The sequence below is a fragment of the Pararhodonellum marinum genome (assembly GCF_015354735.1).
Taxonomy (GTDB): domain Bacteria; phylum Bacteroidota; class Bacteroidia; order Cytophagales; family Cyclobacteriaceae; genus Pararhodonellum; species Pararhodonellum marinum.
Genome location: NZ_JACEFJ010000010.1, coordinates 58,655 through 78,620 on the forward strand (window position 1 = coordinate 58,655; position 19,966 = coordinate 78,620).

The 19,966-nt window shown below is 43.2% G+C and carries 12 protein-coding genes and 1 riboswitch; of the genes, 6 read left to right on the top strand and 6 right to left on the bottom strand.

From position 1 onward, the window contains the following. Positions 1-206: 206 nt before the first annotated feature. The 4 genes from fahA to H1A14_RS16940 all read left to right on the top strand — a co-directional run bounded on the left by fahA (position 207) and on the right by H1A14_RS16940 (position 6,301). Entirely contained in the window at positions 207-1,463 is a 1,257-nt protein-coding gene (fahA, locus tag H1A14_RS16925; RefSeq protein WP_194777474.1) for a fumarylacetoacetase, read from the top strand. Positions 1,464-1,852: 389 nt separating this feature from the next. Further along, on the top strand, positions 1,853-3,553 hold the full coding sequence (locus tag H1A14_RS16930) for a peptidase domain-containing ABC transporter (RefSeq protein ID WP_194777475.1): 1,701 nt from the start codon (positions 1,853-1,855) through the stop codon (positions 3,551-3,553). Between the two features lie 10 nt (positions 3,554-3,563). Next, positions 3,564-4,916 (top strand): HlyD family secretion protein, encoded by a 1,353-nt coding sequence (locus H1A14_RS16935; protein WP_194777476.1) that lies wholly within the window; start codon positions 3,564-3,566, stop codon positions 4,914-4,916. Next, positions 4,913-6,301 carry a TolC family protein gene (locus tag H1A14_RS16940; RefSeq protein WP_228527832.1) on the top strand — a complete coding sequence of 463 codons (1,389 nt, stop codon included), beginning with the start codon at positions 4,913-4,915 and terminating at the stop codon, positions 6,299-6,301. The genes H1A14_RS16935 and H1A14_RS16940 overlap by 4 nt, the downstream gene beginning before the upstream one ends. A gap of 166 nt (positions 6,302-6,467) precedes the next feature. On the opposite strand, the gene H1A14_RS16945 is transcribed toward H1A14_RS16940, so the two are convergent. Continuing rightward, a complete protein-coding gene (locus H1A14_RS16945; RefSeq protein WP_194777477.1) occupies positions 6,468-7,934 on the bottom strand; it encodes a Gfo/Idh/MocA family protein in 1,467 nt (488 codons plus the stop codon). 226 nt (positions 7,935-8,160) lie between these two features. Here H1A14_RS16945 and H1A14_RS16950 point away from each other — a divergent pair, with 226 nt between their 5' ends. After that, positions 8,161-9,792: a beta-N-acetylhexosaminidase gene (locus H1A14_RS16950; RefSeq protein WP_228527833.1), complete on the top strand. Its 1,632-nt coding sequence runs from the start codon at positions 8,161-8,163 to the stop codon at positions 9,790-9,792. 31 nt (positions 9,793-9,823) lie between these two features. Here the strand turns inward: H1A14_RS16950 and H1A14_RS16955 are convergent, their stop codons facing one another. Next, on the bottom strand, positions 9,824-10,999 hold the full coding sequence (locus H1A14_RS16955; protein WP_194777478.1) for a trans-sulfuration enzyme family protein: 1,176 nt from the start codon (positions 10,997-10,999) through the stop codon (positions 9,824-9,826). A 153-nt stretch (positions 11,000-11,152) separates the two neighbouring features. Continuing rightward, a riboswitch (SAM riboswitch) is annotated at positions 11,153-11,255 on the bottom strand. A 276-nt stretch (positions 11,256-11,531) separates the two neighbouring features. On the opposite strand from H1A14_RS16955, the gene H1A14_RS16960 reads away from it, so the two are divergent. Continuing rightward, complete coding sequence (locus tag H1A14_RS16960; RefSeq protein WP_194777479.1) at positions 11,532-12,680, top strand: DUF4407 domain-containing protein; 1,149 nt, start codon at positions 11,532-11,534, stop codon at positions 12,678-12,680. Between the two features lie 21 nt (positions 12,681-12,701). On the opposite strand, the gene H1A14_RS16965 is transcribed toward H1A14_RS16960, so the two are convergent. The 4 genes from H1A14_RS16965 to H1A14_RS16980 form a co-directional block, all read right to left on the bottom strand. Continuing rightward, positions 12,702-14,354, bottom strand: coding sequence for a hypothetical protein (locus H1A14_RS16965; protein WP_194777480.1), 1,653 nt, complete (start codon positions 14,352-14,354; stop codon positions 12,702-12,704). 3 nt (positions 14,355-14,357) lie between these two features. Next, positions 14,358-15,563, bottom strand: coding sequence for a hypothetical protein (locus H1A14_RS16970; RefSeq protein WP_194777481.1), 1,206 nt, complete (start codon positions 15,561-15,563; stop codon positions 14,358-14,360). A 175-nt stretch (positions 15,564-15,738) separates the two neighbouring features. After that, on the bottom strand, positions 15,739-16,524 hold the full coding sequence (locus H1A14_RS16975; protein ID WP_194777482.1) for an SDR family NAD(P)-dependent oxidoreductase: 786 nt from the start codon (positions 16,522-16,524) through the stop codon (positions 15,739-15,741). Between the two features lie 112 nt (positions 16,525-16,636). Then, entirely contained in the window at positions 16,637-19,846 is a 3,210-nt protein-coding gene (locus H1A14_RS16980; protein WP_194777483.1) for an AsmA family protein, read from the bottom strand. Positions 19,847-19,966: the final 120 nt, after the last annotated feature.

Sequence of the window (19,966 nt, forward strand, 5' to 3'; positions counted from 1 at the left end):
ATGGATTTCATACTGGCAAAGATGTCAAATTAGTCTTAAGATGGACTAAAGGTTTTTTCAGAATTGATATTTTTTAAAAATTTCTCTTTTGAAAATGAGTGGCTTTACAAAAAGCAAAGCAATACAAGGATTTCGGTTCTTTGTCTTCCGTATTAAAAGACTAACTTTACATTTCAATCAATTTTTAACCTTGTCTGATTAAAAACATGTCTCAATTGAGCACCTGGGTACAGATTCCCAATAATTCCGATTTTACCATCTATAATTTACCGTTTGGGATTTTCCAAAACAAGAGATTGTCTCCCAGGGCTGGAATGGCCATCGGAGACAAGATTGTGGATTTGTCGGTGCTTCACCAAGAGGGGTTTTTTGCCGAACTTAGTCAGTTGCCTACCGATATATTTGTCAGAGCATCACTCAATGACCTTATCGCCCTTGGAAAACCAGTGACTCGAAAAATCAGAGAAAAAGTTCAGGAGTTGTTGTTGGCCGACAATGAATCTCTTCGTGAACACCAATGCAGGGGAAAGGCGATGGTCAACAGAAAAGAGGCAAAAATGTTGATGCCTGTCCAAATTGGCGACTACACTGATTTTTACAGCAGCATTGAGCACGCCACCAATGTGGGTTCCATGTTCAGGGATCCCGAGAATGCCTTATTGCCTAATTGGAAACATTTGCCAGTCGGATATCATGGGAGGGCTTCTTCTATCATTCCCTCCGGAGTCCCCATCCATCGTCCCAAAGGCCAATATAAAGATCCTCATATGGAAGCGCCTGAATTTGGCCCTTCAAGAAGGCTTGATTTTGAATTAGAACTTGCTTTTGTTACTGGGAAAAGCACCAAAATGGGAGATAGCATTTCCACTTCTGATGCGGAAGACCATATTTTCGGATTTGTGCTTTTCAATGATTGGTCTGCCCGAGACATTCAAGCTTGGGAGTATGTGCCATTAGGCCCATTTTTGGGGAAGAACTTTGCGTCTAGCATCTCACCTTGGATTGTCACTTTAGAAGCGCTTGAGCCATTCCGGTTGTCGGGGCCAAAGCAAGACCCCCAAGTGCTTCCTTATCTGGCTTGCAAAAAAGACCATAGTTTTGATCTCAACCTAGAGGTATATATTCAGCCTGAAGGCAAAAGCGAAAGTAGAGTTTGTATTTCCAATTTCAAGCACATGTATTGGAATATCGCCCAGCAACTTGCCCACCATACCGTAAACGGCTGTAATATCAATGTAGGGGACCTATATGCTTCCGGTACGATTTCCGGAAAAACACCAGATAGTTTTGGTTCAATGCTGGAACTGGCCTGGAAAGGTACCAAGCCGCTTGACCTGGGCGAAGGTGTCTTCAGAAAATTCATCGAGGACGGAGATACAGTAATTATGCGGGGATTTGCTCAAAAAGATCAAATAAGAGTGGGATTTGGAGAAGTTAATACCAAAGTCCTGCCGACCAAATAATGACTGCCTCTTGAAAGGATTTGGCTTGAGCAATTGATCTATTTTTTTATTTTCGTAAAGTCTAATTATTTAGACTAAAGCAAGTATCTTCATAAGATTGACCCTGAAATGGGCAAGTAATGCTTCTTTCTATCCGTCGTTGATGTAAATTATAATTCATTAAAGTCTCTTCACTTACAAAAAACATCATTTCCTACTTTATTTTGTATCCTAAGCCTTCAGATATTATTTTCGGATCGGAAATTAGCCCGGGTTGATTCAAAAAGCAAAATGGTCAATTTTGGAAATTCTGAAACCTAAGTTCGACCTTTACGTAATTTTCGTCTAAGGCAAAAAAAAGAGTAAATACCTGCCATATAAGAATAAACAGGTATCTAATTAACTAAAACATGAAAATTGAGCCTGTATTGACTCCTGTGATTCGCTTTGGGAATTTGCTCAGAGACGAAAAAAAACAGATATATGCGATTTATTTTTATTCGGTTCTAAATGGAGGCGTTGGATTGATTCTCCCTTTGGGGATTCAAGCCATAATCAATTTTATCCTTGGCGGGAGAATGACTACTTCGTGGCTCATTCTAGTCTTGATTGTTTCATTTGGTTATATTTTTGGAGGTTTTTTGGAGATCAGTCAAAGGTACTTGATGGAAAAACTCCAGCAGAGAATATTTACCAACACTTCCTTTTCCTTTGCCTACCGATTGCCAAGGATAAAAATGGATGTACTCAGGGATAAGTTTCCCCCTGAACTTGCCAATAGGATTTTCGACGCAGTCAATCTTCAAAAAGGCACTGCCAAACTAATTATTGACTATTCCACCTATTCAGTTCAGATCCTTTTTGGACTGATTCTCTTGACCTTTTACCATCCTTTTTTCATTTTTTTCGGGCTCTTGCTGTTGATCATCTTGTTTGGGATCTTTTATTTCACCAGTGGCAAAGGCATCAAAACAGCTATGAAGGAGTCCACCTCAAAGTATGAGACTGCCTACTGGTTGGAAGAAATAGCCAGAACTTGTGCCACATTCAAGCTGGCCGGTAACTCAAATTTACCATTTATAAGGGTGGATAAAATACTTCAGAAATACGTCGATTTCAGGAACAATCATTTTAATATCCTCATATTTCAACACAAAGTCATGATCGGCTTCAAAGTGCTGATTATGGGCGGTTTCTTGATTGTGGGATCCTCACTTTTGATTGACGATGAGATCAGTATTGGACAATTTGTGGCGGCAGAAATCGTAATTATGATGATCATATCTTCTGTAGAGAAGCTTATATTGGATCTGGAGGTTGCCTATGATACCTTGGTGGCAGTGGAAAAAATCGGTTTGATCATGGATATGGAAATGGAAAAGGCTGAAGGAACCGAAAAGGCTTTCAAATCCGAATACAAGGGACTGGAATTTGAAATCAGTAACTTGACCTATCAGACCATTGACAAAGAAGAAACAATTTTGGATAAGATAAATCTTAAAATAAATCCTGGTGAAAAGATAATTTTAACAGGAGGTAGTGGCAGTGGCAAAAGTACGTTAATCCATCTAATGGCAGGTTTGTTTGAAGACTATACCGGTAAAATCCAGGTCAATGGTTTACCCATTAGCACCATGAATCTAGAAAAATACCGCAGCATCATTGGAGATAGTTTGCTTCATGAATCATTGTTCTTGGGAACTATCAGAGAGAATATTACGCTGGGAAAGGATATTCCAGAAGAAAATATTCGTAAAATCATAGAATTGGTCGGTTTGAACAAATACATTTTCCATTTACCGGATGACATTGATACGCAGGTGTTACCTGAGGGAAGGGGATTGAGTAAAGTACTCATCAGTAAAATCATTTTAGCCAGATGCTTGGTTGGCGAACCCAAAGCCCTTTTATTGGAAGAGATGTTTTATCATATTTCGAATGAGGTGAGGGAACGTGTGATGGATTACATGATGAAAGAACCATTTACCATGATCCTGATTACCCAAGATTGGGATCTCATCACCAAGGTGGATAGGGTGATCGAATTGGAAAAAGGTTCCATAACATTTGATGGAGACAGTCTCCAATACAAGGAAATAAAGGGGATTTAATTAAAGGAAGATGTATAATATTTCGTTTAATAAAATCATCAAAAAGGAATCATTTGAAGGCTACGAAAGCCTGAAAATGACGCTTCCCGTTAAGGAAAGTAGGAAAAGGGTAAAAATCCTTTTGTGGTGCATCGTTGGTATGTTGGTATTTATGTTTCTGCCATGGACGCAAAATGTTCGCTCCAAGGGCATGGTGACAGCACTTAGACCCGATCAAAGACCTCAGACCATTCACTCCATCATTGCAGGGAGAATTGAGAAATGGTACGTGGCTGAAGGTGACTATGTACAAAAAGGAGACACCATCTTGTTCATTTCTGAAATAAAGGATGACTACATGGATCCTGACCTGCTTGCCAGAACCAAAATGCAGGTGGATGCCAAAGGTTTTTCCGCCAGGTCGTATGGTGAAAAGGTAAAAGCCCAGGAAGTGCAGTTGGAAGCCTTAAGGGCAAATAACATCCTAAGAATGGAACAAGCCGAAAATAAGCTGAGAATGGCGGAGCTGAAAGTAACTTCTGACAGCATTCGGTATGAACAGGCTAAGGTCAACTTTGAAATCGGAGTGGAGCAATTGAAGCGGGCCGATAGGTTGTTTGAGGAAGGTTTGCGGTCTCTGACTGACTATGAAACAAGGAAGTTAAGGTTTCAAGAGGTGCAAGCCGGTGTGATTTCTGCGGAAAATGACCTTTTGAGCAGCAAGAATGAATTGCTGGCTGCCAAAATAGAGCTAAATGCCATTGACAATGATTTCAAAGACCGTATGGCCAAAACCCGTGCTGAAATGTTCTCGGCCATGAGCTCTCAGTTTGATGCCGAGGCTTCAGTGGCCCAATTGGAGAATCGATACAGCAATTATGAAGTAAGAACTGGCTTTTACTATGTCCTCGCACCCCAAGATGGGTACATTACCCAGGCGATTCAGGTAGGAATAGGAGAGACCATCAGGGAAGGAGCAGAAATTGTCTCCATCATGCCTGCCAATGCTCAACTTGCTGTTGCCATGTTTGTGGAACCGGTTGATTTTCCTTTATTCAGGTTGGGCAATAAGGTAAGATTTATTTTCGATGGTTGGCCGGCGATTGTCTTTTCGGGATGGCCACAGATATCTAATGGTACTTTTGGAGGCAAAGTAGTGGCAATAGACAACTTTACAGGGACCAATAACAAATATCGAATCATGGTGGCGCCGGATCCAGAAGCCAAACCATGGCCTGATGCCTTGCGGATTGGTTCAGGAGCTGATGGCATAGCTTTGCTAAACGATGTTCCAATCTGGTATGAAATATGGCGACAATTGAACGGATTCCCCGCTGATTATTATACTGCCGAAGAAAAGAAAGCTTTGTCAAATAGGGAATGATGGAGAAGCGATTCTTTTTTATCTGGTTTTTATTGCTCAGTCCCTTTGCAGGAGCCCAAACTACCATGGGGTTTGAAGACTTTATGGATTGGGTGAAAGAATTCCATCCGGTAGCTTCCCAAGCAGACATTACCCTTCAGTTTGGGGAACAGGAAGTCCGAATGGCAAGAGGAGGTTTTGATCCTTTGTTGTATGGTGACTTGGACAATAAGGTTTACAACACTTCCAATTATTATGACAAGCGAGAAGCTGGGATCGTCATTCCTGTTTTCGGACCAGTAGATCTCAAGGGTAACTTTGAGCAAAATACTGGGACTTTCCTTAATCCTGAAAAATCTGTTCCTTCTGAAGGTCTAATTACTGCAGGGGCTTCCATCAATATCGGTGAAGGATTATTTATTGATCGGGCAAGGGCTACTTTCCGTCAAGCGAAGATTTTTCAGGAATCCACCAAAGCGGAGAGACAACAAATTCTCAACAACCTGTATGTGGATGCCGCAAGGGCCTATTGGGACTGGTCAGCTAACTATAGTAACCGAGAGGTACTTAGGGAAGGAGTAAGATTGGCTGAAATCAGATTTGAAGGCATCAAAAGCAGTTTTGAATTTGGTGACCTTCCTGCGATAGACACCATTGAGGCTTACACCCAAGTCCTCAATCGAGTGTATCGGCTGCAGCAGGCAGAAATTGACTATTTCAACACTTTGGTGGAATTGAACACCTTTCTCTGGAACGAAGACCAAGAGCCTATGAACATCTTGGATACCATAGTGCCGGAAAATGTGCTTAAGGCGGTGGATATGGTTTATGAAAAAGAGATGCTGAGACAAATGCTCAATACCCATCCAGACCTTTTACTTGTGGACTTTGATTTAGATTTACTGGATATAGAACGAAGGTGGAATGCAGAACAACTCAAACCTGTGGTTAAATTTAATTATAATGTATTAACCCAAAGTATCAATCAACTAGAGCTTTCTCCTTTTTTTGAAAACAATTATAAATGGGGGATAACGGTATATACCCCACTTTTTTTAAGAAAGGAAAGAGGCGCTCTTGGCATGACCAAGGCCAGAATATCCTTTAGACAAAATGATCGGGATTTGTTATATCTGCGTCTTGCAGCCAGATTGGAAGGGGAGCTCAACGCGTTTGAAACCTTCAGAAGCCAATTTGGGGTATATGCTGATTATGTCCAAGGATTAAGGCGGTTGTTGGATGGGGAATTGATCAGATTTGAAATTGGTGAAAGTTCCCTTTTCCTGATCAATGCACGAGAAATCGCTTACTTCGATTCCCAACTTACCCTCAATGACATTGCGGCCAAAAGAAACATCTCCTATGCCAAATTATTGAATGCGGCAGGTGTAGGATTTGATTTTTAGCCCTTAAGGGCGGATTTTCAATGCGCCTAATGACCGGTAGCTGATGGAGCAAATCAACCTACCAAAAAGCCCCAAAAACAGAATTTATTTTTGGGGCTTTATATTTAAGAAAAATCTCAGTGAGAGAAAGTAGTCTCCCTATTTTTTTTAAAGGAATTAAATTGCTTTATGCTCCCAAAGTCCAACCTTCCCGATATTCTCTTTTTACAAATTGATTGGCAGGTTCAAAATTGGTCACTTTCATATTGGGACCATCCCATACCAATTTAATGCCTCTACCAGGATAGTTGAACTGGTTGGCGGCTCCTTCTCTGGGTTCCCTGTAATCGTAACTTCTTATGGCAAGGTTCCCCATGAGCACTGATTCTGTCAATGGACCAGCCACCGAAAAAGGGGAACTTAACCGTTCAAATTCTTTGCTTCCGTACCCTCCAATACAGGCATCTACCCAGTTGTTATAATGACCCCGATCTCCGCCAGGAACTCTGTATTCAGACTCAGAAACATTGATCTCTGCCGTTTTTGAGGTTGGCAACAGTTTGGGGTCTATGCCGTAGGTCGAACACATCATTTTTCCTTTGGTCCCTTCGATGATGACTCCATTGCCTCCATCTCCCATGATTTCATTTGGTCCTAGTTCCTCAGGTCGGGTAGGTTGGATGCCACCATCCATCCAGATGAATTCGAGGTCCTGTTGGTTATCTCTTGCAAAACGTAAAGTGATGCTGGAAGATGGTGGACAACTGTCTGGAAAATAACCACGTTGAAATTCACCTACATAAACAGATCCAACACTACACTCGGCAGAAATAGGATATCCCAGTCCCAAAACCCTGAATGGAGGCTCCATGATGTGGCAGGCCATGTCTCCCAAAGCACCGGTGCCATAGTCCCACCAGCCCCTCCAATTGAAGGGAACCAGATTATCCACGTATTCCCTTTTTGGAGCGGTACCTAACCAAAGGTCCCAATCCAACTCCTGCGGTGGCGTTTGACCATTGGAAGGCCAAGGAATGCCCTGCGGCCATACGGGTCGGTTGGTCCAGCAATACACTTTGGTGGCTTCACCGATAAGGTCTGCGTTGTACCATTCCACCATTTTTCTCACTCCGTCACCAGATGAACCCTGATTGCCCATTTGGGTGACCACTTTGTATTTTTCTGCCGCTTCTGTCAATTTTCTCGCCTCATAGATGTCATGGGAAAGAGGCTTCTGTACATAGACATGTTTGCCCAGCTGCATGGCCGCCATGGCTTGGACGGCATGGTTGTGATCAGGAGTAGAGACAGTTACGGCATCAATATTTTTGCCCTCTTTGTCCAACATTTCCCTGTAGTCTTTGTAGTATTTCGCCTTGGGAAAATCTTTTCTGGCATTTGCAGCCCTTCTGTCGTCCACATCGCATAAGAAGGCGATATCAGCTTTTGAACTTCCAAAAACCCCTTTTATGTCATTAAAACCCATACCACCTACGCCTATGCCCGCTACCTGGAGTCGGTCACTGGGGGCAACAAAGCCAGGTCCACCCAGCACATGCCGGGGTACTAAATAGAAACCGGCAAGTGCGGTAGCTGAGGTTTTAAGAAAATTTCTTCTCGAATGTTCATTTGAGGATTGATCCTGCTTGCTCATGTATTTTTGGTTTATAATGGGTAGGAATTTTAATTCATTTTTAGCCTTATCAATTTATTAAAAAGAATGCTTGCGTCCATGACTTATTTCATAATAATTGAAACATGGTTGCATTCTTGAATAATTGGCTACTAGTGTAAATAAAAAAAATAATCTAATGAAAGCCTAATTAGTAAAAAAATTATTTAAGTTTAAATGAATAAAAAAAGCTAAATAACCTGCACCCATGATAGAAAAAACCTTCAATATCCCGAAACATGTCCTGACCGCAATTTTGATCACCATGACTTTTGCCTGTAGCCAACCTCAGGTAACTGATCTTGATGAAGTCAGCCTTATCCCTAAGCCACGATCTTTGGATGTCTACCCAGGGTATTTCCAGTTCGAAGAATCCAGTCAGATATTGGTTTCTGATGAGACCTTGAAGCCAGTGGCAGAGTACATGGCGGCTTTTCTAAGACCTGTATTTGGATTTGGTTTTTCAATAGCAAATGGGGTGGATCATGGCGGATCCTCAAACATTAGGCTTCGATTAGACAACATCGGTGAAGAACTTGGTGATGAAGGATACATATTGGACATAGACGAAGACCATGTGGATTTAATAGCCAATTCTCCCGCAGGAGTCTTTTGGGCTGTGCAGACTTTAAGACAACTGTTACCGGCAGCAATTGAAAGCGGAAAACTGGTTTCAGGAGAAAAATGGGCCATAGGCTCGGGTACCATCAAGGATGCACCTGAATATGGATACAGGGGAGTCATGTTGGATGTGGCCAGACATTATTTTGGTAAGGAATACGTGAAGCGTCTGATAGATCTGATAGCTCTTTATAAAATCAACCATTTGCACTTACACTTATCCGATGATCAAGGTTGGAGAATTGAAATCAAATCCTGGCCTAGATTAACGGAAATTGGAGGTAGCACCCAAGTGGGTGGAGGTGAAGGAGGATTTTATACCCAAGAGGACTACCAAGAAATCGTCGCCTATGCCCAGGACCGTTTCATTACCATCGTACCAGAGATCGACATGCCCGGTCACACCAATTCAGCACTGGCTTCCTATGGAATTCTAAACCCCGGGATTACTGTGCCTGAAAAGGGCGGATTCAAGGTAGACCTAGAAAAACACGGTATTCCTGAAAATGAACCCCAACCAACAGACTTATACACTGGAATCGAAGTTGGTTTTAGCACCTTGGATACGGATAATCCCATTACGTATCAGTTTGTCGAGGATGTGATCAGAGAAATTGCAGCCATCACACCAGGACCCTATTTTCATATCGGCGGAGATGAATCCCATGTCACTGCGATGGAGGATTACATTCCCTTTATCGAAAAAGCACAGGAACTGGTCTATCAATATGGAAAAACAGCCATAGGCTGGGATGAAATAGCTCATGCAAGTTTGAAACCGCAATCCGTGGTCCAGTATTGGGCAGTGGCCGAAAATGCCAAGATGGCCGTGGACCAGGGTGCCAAAGTACTTATTTCTCCTGCAAAAAGGGTGTATTTAGATATGCAATACGACTCTACTACCCAACTGGGTTTACATTGGGCAGCCTACATCGAGGTGGATTCCTCTTACATCTGGGAGCCAACAACTTTGGTTCCAGGTATAGGAAGAGAACACATCATCGGGGTGGAATCTCCACTTTGGACCGAGACAATCACCACCATGGAGGAAATCGAGTACATGGTTTTCCCCAGGTTGGCGGGTCATGCTGAAATCGGTTGGACAGCGCCCAATAGCAGAAATTGGGATGAGTACAGGGTTCGCCTTGCAGAACATGGCCCACGGTTCGAGGCTTTGGGCATCAATTTCTACCGATCTCCCCAAATTGACTGGAAATGACTTAAATATATACCTAAACCGCAAATATCACTCATCTGGTTTGCTCCAGGGCTCTTTCTATATCAGTGAGGATGTCTTCATGGTGTTCTAATCCTACGGATAGCCTGATCAAACCGTCACTGATGCCTACTTTTTCCCTCTCCGCTTCGCTGAGCTTGCTGTGGGTGGTGGAAGCTGGATGGGTGATGATACTTCTGCTATCGCCTAGATTGGCAGTGATGGAAATCATCTGCAACTGATCGATAAACCTTTGAGCACGGCTCAATCCACCTTTGAGGTTCAAAGTGATGATGCCTCCGCCCTGAGACATTTGTTTTTTAGCCAGTTCATATTGAGGATGGGAGGGAAGGAATGGGTATTTTACCGCTTCCAGGTCCTTGTTGTCCTTAAAATAGGCAGCGATCTTTAAAGCACTTTCGCAATGTCTGTCCATCCGTACAGGAAGGGTTTCCATGCTTTTGGCGAGGATCCAGGCATTGAAGGGGGAGATGGATGGTCCGGTATGCCGGGTAAAGAACTGCACCTCATCCATCAGGTTTTTTTGGCCAAGAATCAAACCGCCCAAAACCCTGCCTTGCCCATCAATGTATTTGGTGGCGCTATGGGTAACTACCTGTGCACCCCATTTGGCGGGTTGTTGTAGGTATGGAGTTGCAAAGCAATTGTCGACTACCAAAATCAGGTGATGTGCTTCTGCAAACTTACCGATCCACTCCAGATCAATGATTTCTAATCCCGGGTTGGAAGGGGTTTCGATAAAAATCATTTTGGTATTGGGCTGGATAAGTCTTTCCCAATTCAATATATCTGAAATGTCCCCATAGGTTGAAGTAATGCCCCATTTTGGGAACACCCGGGTCAAAAGTTGGTGGGTAGAGCCAAAAAGAGACCTTGCAGCCAGGATATGATCTCCCTGAGACAACAACGAGGCGATGCTGCCAAACATTGCGGCCATTCCGGAAGCAGTAGCAATCCCATCTTCAGTCCCTTCAAGTGCACATACCTTTTGGATTAAATCACTGCTGTTGGGGTTGGCATATCGGGAATAAATGTTGCCTTCTATTTCCTCCGCAAACATCTGACGGGCTTCCTCTGCTGAATCGAAGGTAAAGCTGGAAGTCAGGTACAAAGGTGCCGAATGTTCCCTTTGATTGGATTTGGAAGCGGCAATCCGGATGGCCTTGGTTTCTAAATGTTTATGACTCATTGAGCAAATCTTTTTTTAGCTGGTTTAAGTATGGTTTACCCTTGGTCTTCAAATAAAAAGAAGGGATAGGTTTTTCCCAAAATGCCTTGTAAGACATCTTTTTTGGAGAAAGTAAAAAGTTGGGTGATAGATTTCCGATTGTACATAAGTGCTAATTTATAGTTCCACATGGGTAGGTTTTGGCACCTTTCGGCTTTTGGCTGGTGGTTGCCAGAGGGTCTCAGAGCCTATTCTCTCGCCTCGTTCTTTATAAATTTATTCCCACAAAGAAACATCAGCAAGGCTTAAAAAGCAAATAATGCCTCCATTGCCTACTGCATTAATGAACAAATTTATGTCCGCTTTAGGACAGCCCATTGAGCTAGTATTCTTGTATTGATATTTTCTTGACTTTTTAGAAAAAAAATTCATCCCTCAAATACCCATTTTGGTCACTTATTGTCGTTTTCTTCTTTGTAAAACAATACTTTAAGTGGATCTAGTCTGCTTTTTGTGTCTAATTATCGACTTTCACCTTAGACGAAAAAAATACATGGAACATATCAGAAATTTTTTATGGTTTTGCAGCGGTGCTGTGTTTACCATGCTCAAAAAATCCCCCACCGAGGCTAGTAAATATGTTGGCATTGGTGGCACGGTGTTTTTTACAGGCTTGCTTGCTGCATTTTCAGGTGGCTATGCCCTGTTTACAGTTTTTGAAAATGGTTGGTTTGCCATATTGTTTGCTTTGATTTGGGGACTATTGATTTTCAATCTTGACCGCTTTATAGTCTCGAGCATGAGGAAAGGCAAAAGCAGCTGGAGCAATTGGAAGGTGGCCTTGCCCAGACTGGTCATGGCAGTGATTTTAGCGGTAGTGATATCCAAACCCCTGGAATTGAAAATCTTCGAAAGAGAAATCAACCGGCAGTTGGATGAAGAGAAGATAATTGCCATGGCTGATTCCAAAATGAAAGTAAAGGAAGTATATCCGGAAACTGCCGCTTTGCAAGCCAAAATAGAGACGCTCAAAACCGAAATAGAAACGGCCAAATCATTTAGAGACCAAAAGCAGGAGGAATATGATTTGGAAAGGTTTGGCACCAAAACCCCGGGTACCTCCGGTATAGTTGGGCTAGGAAGCAATGCCAGAAAGAAGGAGGAGCAATTGGACAAAGCCCAGCAACAATATGAGGCCCTTCAGGAATTTAATCAAACGCAGATTTTGGATGCTGAAGCCAGAATTGGCCAATATGAGCAAATGGTCCAAAACCAATTTGAACAACAACAGCAGGGTATAGCTCAGTTTGACGGATTGGCCGCAAGGATGGAGGCCTTATCTGTACTTACCACCAACAGCAAAGCCATGGCCACGGCACATGTGTTTATCCTATTGCTGTTTATTGCCATTGAGACAGCCCCGATTTTTGTCAAGCTCATTTCCCCAATTGGGCCCTACGATAGATGGCTGATGCTTCACGAAACAGAAGTGCAGATCCATCAGGAAGAAGTTTTGACTTTAAGCCAGGAAAAAAGCAAAGCCAGAATCCATTATTTCATGGCCACACACCATCCGGAAAATGAATTAAAAATCGATCAAAAACTAAAAACCAAAAAAGCAGAGGTGTCAGCCGAAACTACAGCCGCCGAAACGTACTGGGGAAAATGGGGTCAAAATCAAGTTGAGGGTGTAATTGGATAAAATTAAGGTCAATAGCCCAATTTAACTTTCCACATTGACATCAAATGCCCCATTAATAATTTTGCCGTCTATTTTTACTTGAATCCAGACCCTGTAATCGCCTGGTTCCGGAAAGGCATAAGGGAATCGGACCATGCTGTGTGCATCATGCTCGGGGTCATTGGTGACAAGGGGAGTATGGTCCATGTTTCCCATCAGTAAACTGTCTCGGCTTTCATCGGGAAGTTGGTCTAAAAAGGCAATCACCTGATCTACACTATCCGCAAAAGAAAGCTTCTCAGGAAGGTTTTCAAAACCCACTTTGCCACTTTTGAAACGATCAACCAGAACCTGCTGAGAGGCCATGGAATAATTGCCAGTGGGATGAAGGTGTATGTACACCGTACCATCATGTTTAAGGACTACAGCGTGCCCCATCATCCCTAGGTAAGGTTCCAGTTGAGCCGGTTGACCCATTTCGTCGAATAAGGCAAAGTCCAATGCATACATTTTACCGGCCCTGAATTTGCTTTCCGGGTTTTCCCAAATCGCCGAATAACCACCCGGCAAGTCTGTTTTTTGCCCGGGTTTTCCACAGATCATTACCTCAGTGTCCAACAAGTTGGAAACTTTGTTTTGAACGGGATTGCTGAAGGTGTAGGTGTCATCTCTATCAAAACCACCTTCATTGAGATTGGCCAACCGGAAGCTGGGCTCATCTTTGATTTCCAGATTGCTGACGATGGTTTCAGAAAAACCGGTGTATCTTGTAATATCAGCGAATACAAAATAATTGCCAGCAGGCAATGGGGGCAATTTGCTTTGGAAATTAAGCGTGTCGAGTCTCTTTGGATGAAGGTGCGCAAAAACGTCTAAATCACCCTCACGGATCAGAAAAAGGTGCATCAGTTTTCCATGATCCGGAACCAGATAACTGAGTTTCCGGGTAATGTAAAAGTTTTTCAATACCGTAGAATCGATTTTTAAATGCAGGTAAGGGACATCCTCTTTGTCTATCACAGTGGAAGTGGCGGAAAACGGTTTGTACAGAATTTCCTGATAACCGGCAGCTTCAGCATCCCACCAGGTTTTTCCTCCCCAAAGCAGTAAAAAGATGACAGCAGAACCCACTACAATCCCTACAGTTTTCTTTCTTTTGAGTTTTTTGGAAACACCTGTGCCCGGTTCGGAAAGGCTGTCCCCCATGGCTGAAGCAATGATGGTGACCATCAGGATGACCAAAAATATGCCCAATCCAGCGAGTAGAATTCCCAAATTGGCATCCATTTCTTTCTGTGCGGTGGGCATCGCCATGATGGGGATGATGACTTCCTCAGTTTGATTTCCATTCTTCAGGCTAAGGGAAATGCTGGAGGTACCCGAATTCATAAACCAGAGTTCAGCCTCGTATTTGCCGGGTTCATCAGGAACTGCCAACAAAGGGTCTGATTTAGGCGTGCCGTTGAGTCCTGCAGACCAATAAACCGGCTTGGCTTCCAATTGGAGGCCTTGGGGCGCATCCTGAAATACAACGGTGAGGGTAGCGGTACCCGGGATCACATCAGGAGGATTCACATTCACCATGATGCGGTATTCTCCCAGATTACCCTCAAATATGACTCCAGGGCTTCCCACATGGCTTGACAAACCTACCAAGAGCAGGATAAGCGTTCCTAATTGAATATATTTTCTCATTTTTTATCGCTTTACTTGGGACATCCAATTGCCCCATGAAAGTCCAAGCCTGCAGCTTAATATACCAATCACTGCTGCTATGCCAAGGCCTTTGGCCAAGTCCCAGCCTTGGGTGACCATATGGGCGGGGAACTCAAACCTAAAACGCCCAGCTGGATCCACAAAATAAGGAAGTGAATATCGACCAAAAAACCAACCTTTGGCAGGTTCTGTGAGCAAGAAGTCACCCATCAGCCATTGTGCTGGAAAAAACACCAAAAGGAATCCAACCGATAAGACAACAGCCAAAAACCACTTGTTTCGATGTTTCCATTTCGCAACCAGCAGATCAATGACCAAAGCCGGCACGATCAAAAGGATAGGAAAATGGTAGGGTTGAAAGTTAGTGATAGGGTTATAAACAGGACTCAATAGCGGTTCGGCAGGAAAAAGGGGTAAAATCCATACCATGGCAGCCATGACCATAGAATAAATGACGGCCATCCAGGTAGCTCCCCATTTCCATGGAGAAGCATAGGAAATGGCGACCATGAAAAGGGGAAATACGCCCATCGCGATTTTGTACATGAGCACATTATGCATCCAGCTGGTGAAGAAATATTCAGAAACCATGGTGTAGACCATCACCAACAGGAATCCTGAAGAAAGCGCATAGAGCCAACGTAGGCTGTTTTGAAGTTTGGGTTCAGATCGGTCCTTGTAACGGTTCTGAAGCGCCATCACAGCTGTCAAAGCCCCAAATTGAACTGTGATCATTCCCAGTCCCAAAACGGCATGGGGAGGGGAAAGGATCATCACATCAAGGCCGTAGGTATTGTGCCACCAGTCATCAAAAGGGGCAGAAGTGAGCATGGCAAAGGCCCCCCAGATACAAAACATAGCACCTAGAGAGGCGTAAAAAATCCCCCAAAACTTAATCTTTTTAGCCTTTTCGGTTGGGCTGCCCCAAAAGGAAGTGCGCAATACATTGAAACCTGAAAAGGTGCCTGCAATGACCGCACCCAGGTAAATGGCAAGATGGGGCGGAGACAACAGGCCGTCCCTACCGATGCTCATGTGCCAGGAAATATCCCAAAGCAATCCCACTGCAATGCACAATGAGGCAAAAACCGTAGCCACCACATAGGTGGGAATCAATCGGGTTTGACTGTCCAATTTGGTTTGAACCTCAGTTTCCCGGGTTAAGGTACTGGTTGCAAATGAATTCATAAAACTTTGTTTTGAATTTAAATCTAATGAAAATCAATGGATTATACAATGAATAAAACTGGACATAATGGGGAGATAAAGACTTAGAATAAAACCTAAAATTTTACCATCGACTTTCATTGTAATCCTGAAATAGGATACCCTTAATTCGAAATCCCAAATCCAGTAATGTTTCTCACGGCATTATTTTTTTAATCATGACCTGAGCGAGGACAGGGAAGTGCTGTCCCACAAATGCCATGAATTTCCCATGACCGGTAAAGACATAAGTCTTTTTCCTTTTGGCAATGGCTTTAACCATTACCCTTGCCGCTTTTTCAGTGGGCCACATGAGATTTTTTGGCCTGGGGTCTTCTCTGTCTGGATGTAGCAACCCATCATTGTCCACCCTTGTAATGTCACTGTCCACAAAACCAGGATGAATCGTGGTACAGCTGACGCCGGTGCCAGACAATTCTAAACTGAAGGTTTTTCCGATGGAGTGCACAGCTGCTTTAGAAGCCCCATAGGCTCCTGTGTTGGGATTGGGCAAATAGGCAGCTACGGATCCCAGGAGCACCAGCCTGCCTTTGGTTTTTTTCAGGTAGGGAATGGCATGTTTGGCTGTCAAAAAGAGGCCTGTAACATTTACCTCAAACTGCCTCCTCCAATCTTTTGCCTCCAGACTTTCCAACCTACCATACACTCCGTAGCCCGCATTGGCAATGGCCACATCCAGGGAACCGAAATGGTTTTCAATAGCAGCCAGTGTTTGAATTATCTGGTCTTCTTGCATCACATCGCATGTCAAGACCAAACAGGAAGATCCCAGATCCCGGACAGCAACGGCTACTTCTTCCAACTTATCTTTTCTTCTTGCGCTGAGGGCAAGTTTGGCGCCCTGCTGTGCAAAAACCAAGGCAAGGTGCTTGCCCAATCCGGAGGAGGCTCCAGTAATCCAGATGGTTTTATCTTTGAACATATGGAAGTATTTCATTAAAGATACATTATTAAAGGAACTATAATTAACCATTGATGACCAGAAAAAAAAAATGACTTCTGATAGTCTCCACATAAAACCAGAACAGATGGCTTTATACAGGATTTTCTATACCCGATTCTTCGGTATTTACCTCTTCTTTTTCAGTTTCTTCCTGAAGTCTATTCCATTCTTCCAGTTCCTCTTCTGAGAGTTCATCGATGATTTCCTCAAGCTCATCTGCTTCAGATGGCCTGCCCACTGCCATCTGATAGTCTTCTTGATTTCCGGTGATCTTGATGGGAATCCCGAAGATGCCAAAAGGAGGCAAACCCAAGCGGAATGCGATGTTCATGTCTCCATCAAGGCTTACCTGCCCCTCAAACCTTGGCCTGAAACCGGCAATCCGCATCCTTGTCCGCTCGATGGTAATCAGGTTGTTGGAAATGCTGGATCGGATCTGTACGTCTGATAGATCCGGATCCCTCAGGTTGTTGTTGTCAGTTCTGTTGGCGATGGTGTTCATCAGCCTGAAACCCCTGACACGCACATCATCCAGTCCCAAGACTCCTTCCCCTTTGATGGATGGCAAGACGGGGTGCATGTTGGCATCCAGCCTTCCTGCAAGTTGATAGTCCAAAGATGCTGTTCCCTGCACATAAGCGGCAGCACTGACCAATTCTCTGAAGATCGGAATTTCTGCGTAGGCCCTTTGGATGTCGAAATTGTTGGCCTTTACCGCATAGGCAAAGTTTGCCGTTAAAGGATTTTGAGCTTGATATTGGGCTTTCATGGCTACCGTGGCCCCGATGATTTCAAAGCCTGAATCATCCATGATCATTTCCCCGTTTTTAAGCGTCAATACTCCTTTAAATTGATTTAAAACCAAACTATCGAAAGTAAGCGTATCCACTAAGGCAGACAATTTCAGGCTTAGGTTTTCCGGCACCATGATGACTCCCGCCACCACACCCACAGTGTCTAGGGTCACTGCCTGATCTTCTCCGTAAAACATCAGTTCATTCAATGAAATGGAGGAGCTGCTAAATTCCAAATTCCCGCTGAGGGGTTCATTGTCTGAAAGATAACCCAAGAAATTTTCAAGGTAACCTTTGGCTTGCACTGGACTGTTTGCATAAGATGCTTCAAACGCATCCCATATTAGCTTTTCCTGTTCAAAGTGGAATTTTCCTGCATTGATCTTTAAAGGATGGGGCAGGTAGTCTGAGATCAGCCTGATTTTTTCGATGTCTATGGTCCCCTGATTGTTCAATCGAGCGTAATTCCCACTGAGGGCATCACTTTGCAGGCCCTGCAAATTGAAATCTGTCAGGATATGGCCATCTATATCCTGTCCCTCAACTCTGAAAACCCGATAAAGCTTGCCCAAATCCAACCTACCTTTAGAGCTTACAGCATACTTAATATCCTCCAGGTTTTCCAGATTGGCCTCCAGTACAAATGGATGGTCCGCAAAATTAAACCGGATGGGTTGCAGGTCGAATTTAAGGTCAGTAAAAGTGCCCTCCTGGTTTTCAATGTCCGCCACTAGGCTGATGGATGCTATGGGTTCTTCAAAATACGGGGTTTTGATGTAGCCATCAGTAAGGTTCAATTGTGATTGGACCAAAGGGAATTTCTTTTGCTCGGGCAAGTAACTTCCCTCTGCCTGTAATTTTATGTCTAGATTTCCTTTCAAGTCCATGCCGGAATCCAACGGATAAAACCTTTCAAGGTGGGAAAGATCGAAATGTGTAGAAAAATCGGCTGATATGGACTCTCCTCCTAGGTTTCCTGCTTTAAGGTAGCCCCTTGCCCAATCATCCAATACTTTCAACTGTATGTTTTCGATACTAATCCCAATATTTTGATACAGACTGTCCCTCGTACCTGCCTGTAAGTCAAACTGTATATCGGTTATTGGTTCAGGTAAGCCTGTGAATTGGAAAAGCCCATCTTTCAGGTGAGATTGCAGGTCAAATTTGGGAATGCTGACCACCTTGTATTTTGGAACACGGAAACTCTTAGGATCTCTTCTCTCGGCATAAATGCCATCAAAGTGTAATTCCAAATCCCAAAGCCCTTGGACGGTGTAAGGATTGACGCCTAAAGCCTTATCAAGTAATTCCAAATCAAGGTTGGCCTGCAAATCCCCTCTTAACTTAATATCTTCCAAGCCTTCCAAGTGGAAAGATCCTTGAAAATAACCCTTGCTTAAGTTGAAAAACAGGCTGTCCAAGTCAATCTGAATGGCATCGATTTCCAGCTCGGGGATGATGATGTCCAGATTGAGATTCAGTTTATCGATGGGTGATGGTGCCCCGGAATGAGCCAAGGAACCATCATTGACCCTTAAATTCATCACTAAATTGGGCATCAGTTCGCCCTCTGCCACAAAAAGCCCCTGAAGGGAAGCCCTCACTTCACCTTTCCCGCCTACGCGGGTGGATCCGAGCCAGGGATAAAATTCTTCTGGAATAAGGGATAGAATATCCTTAAAATTGGCATTCACCGATTCCAGAACGAAATTCATGTCGTATCCCCCGGTGATAAATTCCAGCTTTCCTATAAAGTCCACTGGAAGTTCATTGATGACCAGTTTATTTCTCTCAAAGGTAAGGGCAGTGGATTCGGTATCAATTTTTGTGACCAGATTGGCTTTTATCTGTTTTCTTTCCAAGTATTTGACTTGGTCATATTCAAGCCCAAAGTCAATGATATCTATGTTGCTTTTAAGGTCAAACAATTTTTCCTTCAGGTTTCCATGGCCCTTGTAATTAAAATTCCCTGCAGTACATGCAAAATCTATAGAAGTATCAAAATAAAGAAAATGGCTGTCTTTGATCACTATTCTTTGGATATCAAGTTCCAAATCTTCCTTATCCACTTCAGGGTCCACTTGGGGTCTGTCTTCTGATACTTTAAAGATATCAAAGTTGGCATTGCCCCGGCTATCCCTCAGAATGTTAATGTCAGCTTCATTAAGGAAAAATTGACTGATGATAATTTTTTCACCGAATAGGCTAAAAAGCTTGACCCCCAAAGCCATTTCTTTGGCATAGAGCAAGGTGTCTTGTGGAAACTCGGCTGCGCTTTTGATTAGAATATCATCCAAGGAAACCGTCAATGAAGGAAAATGACGGAAAAAACTTAGGTTAATGTTCTCAAATGATACTTCTGAAGTTACCTGATCATTCACATAGTCCACCACTTTTTTGTTGACAGTGTCTTTGAACAGCATTGGAAATACCCACATGGATACCAGCAAAAACAACAGGAAAATACCCGAAATCTTTAAAAATTGTATTCTCTTTTTTCTATCCATTTGAAAAGCGATGAAGCCAAAAGTTAATGATTATTGGTGAAAAAAGCCTAATCAAGTTAACCAATGAATCATAGATTCGATGGAATATTTTTCATGTATATACGGAATGATGCCAGTAAA

Coding starts and splice junctions, on each gene's coding strand:
- fahA (WP_194777474.1), top strand. CDS start 207: ATGTCTCAATTGAGCACCTGGGTACAGATTCCCAATAATTCCGATTTT.
- H1A14_RS16930 (WP_194777475.1), top strand. CDS start 1,853: ATGAAAATTGAGCCTGTATTGACTCCTGTGATTCGCTTTGGGAATTTG.
- H1A14_RS16935 (WP_194777476.1), top strand. CDS start 3,564: ATGTATAATATTTCGTTTAATAAAATCATCAAAAAGGAATCATTTGAA.
- H1A14_RS16940 (WP_228527832.1), top strand. CDS start 4,913: ATGATGGAGAAGCGATTCTTTTTTATCTGGTTTTTATTGCTCAGTCCC.
- H1A14_RS16945 (WP_194777477.1), bottom strand. CDS start 7,934: ATGAGCAAGCAGGATCAATCCTCAAATGAACATTCGAGAAGAAATTTT.
- H1A14_RS16950 (WP_228527833.1), top strand. CDS start 8,161: ATGATAGAAAAAACCTTCAATATCCCGAAACATGTCCTGACCGCAATT.
- H1A14_RS16955 (WP_194777478.1), bottom strand. CDS start 10,999: ATGAGTCATAAACATTTAGAAACCAAGGCCATCCGGATTGCCGCTTCC.
- H1A14_RS16960 (WP_194777479.1), top strand. CDS start 11,532: ATGGAACATATCAGAAATTTTTTATGGTTTTGCAGCGGTGCTGTGTTT.
- H1A14_RS16965 (WP_194777480.1), bottom strand. CDS start 14,354: ATGAGAAAATATATTCAATTAGGAACGCTTATCCTGCTCTTGGTAGGT.
- H1A14_RS16970 (WP_194777481.1), bottom strand. CDS start 15,563: ATGAATTCATTTGCAACCAGTACCTTAACCCGGGAAACTGAGGTTCAA.
- H1A14_RS16975 (WP_194777482.1), bottom strand. CDS start 16,524: ATGTTCAAAGATAAAACCATCTGGATTACTGGAGCCTCCTCCGGATTG.
- H1A14_RS16980 (WP_194777483.1), bottom strand. CDS start 19,846: ATGGATAGAAAAAAGAGAATACAATTTTTAAAGATTTCGGGTATTTTC.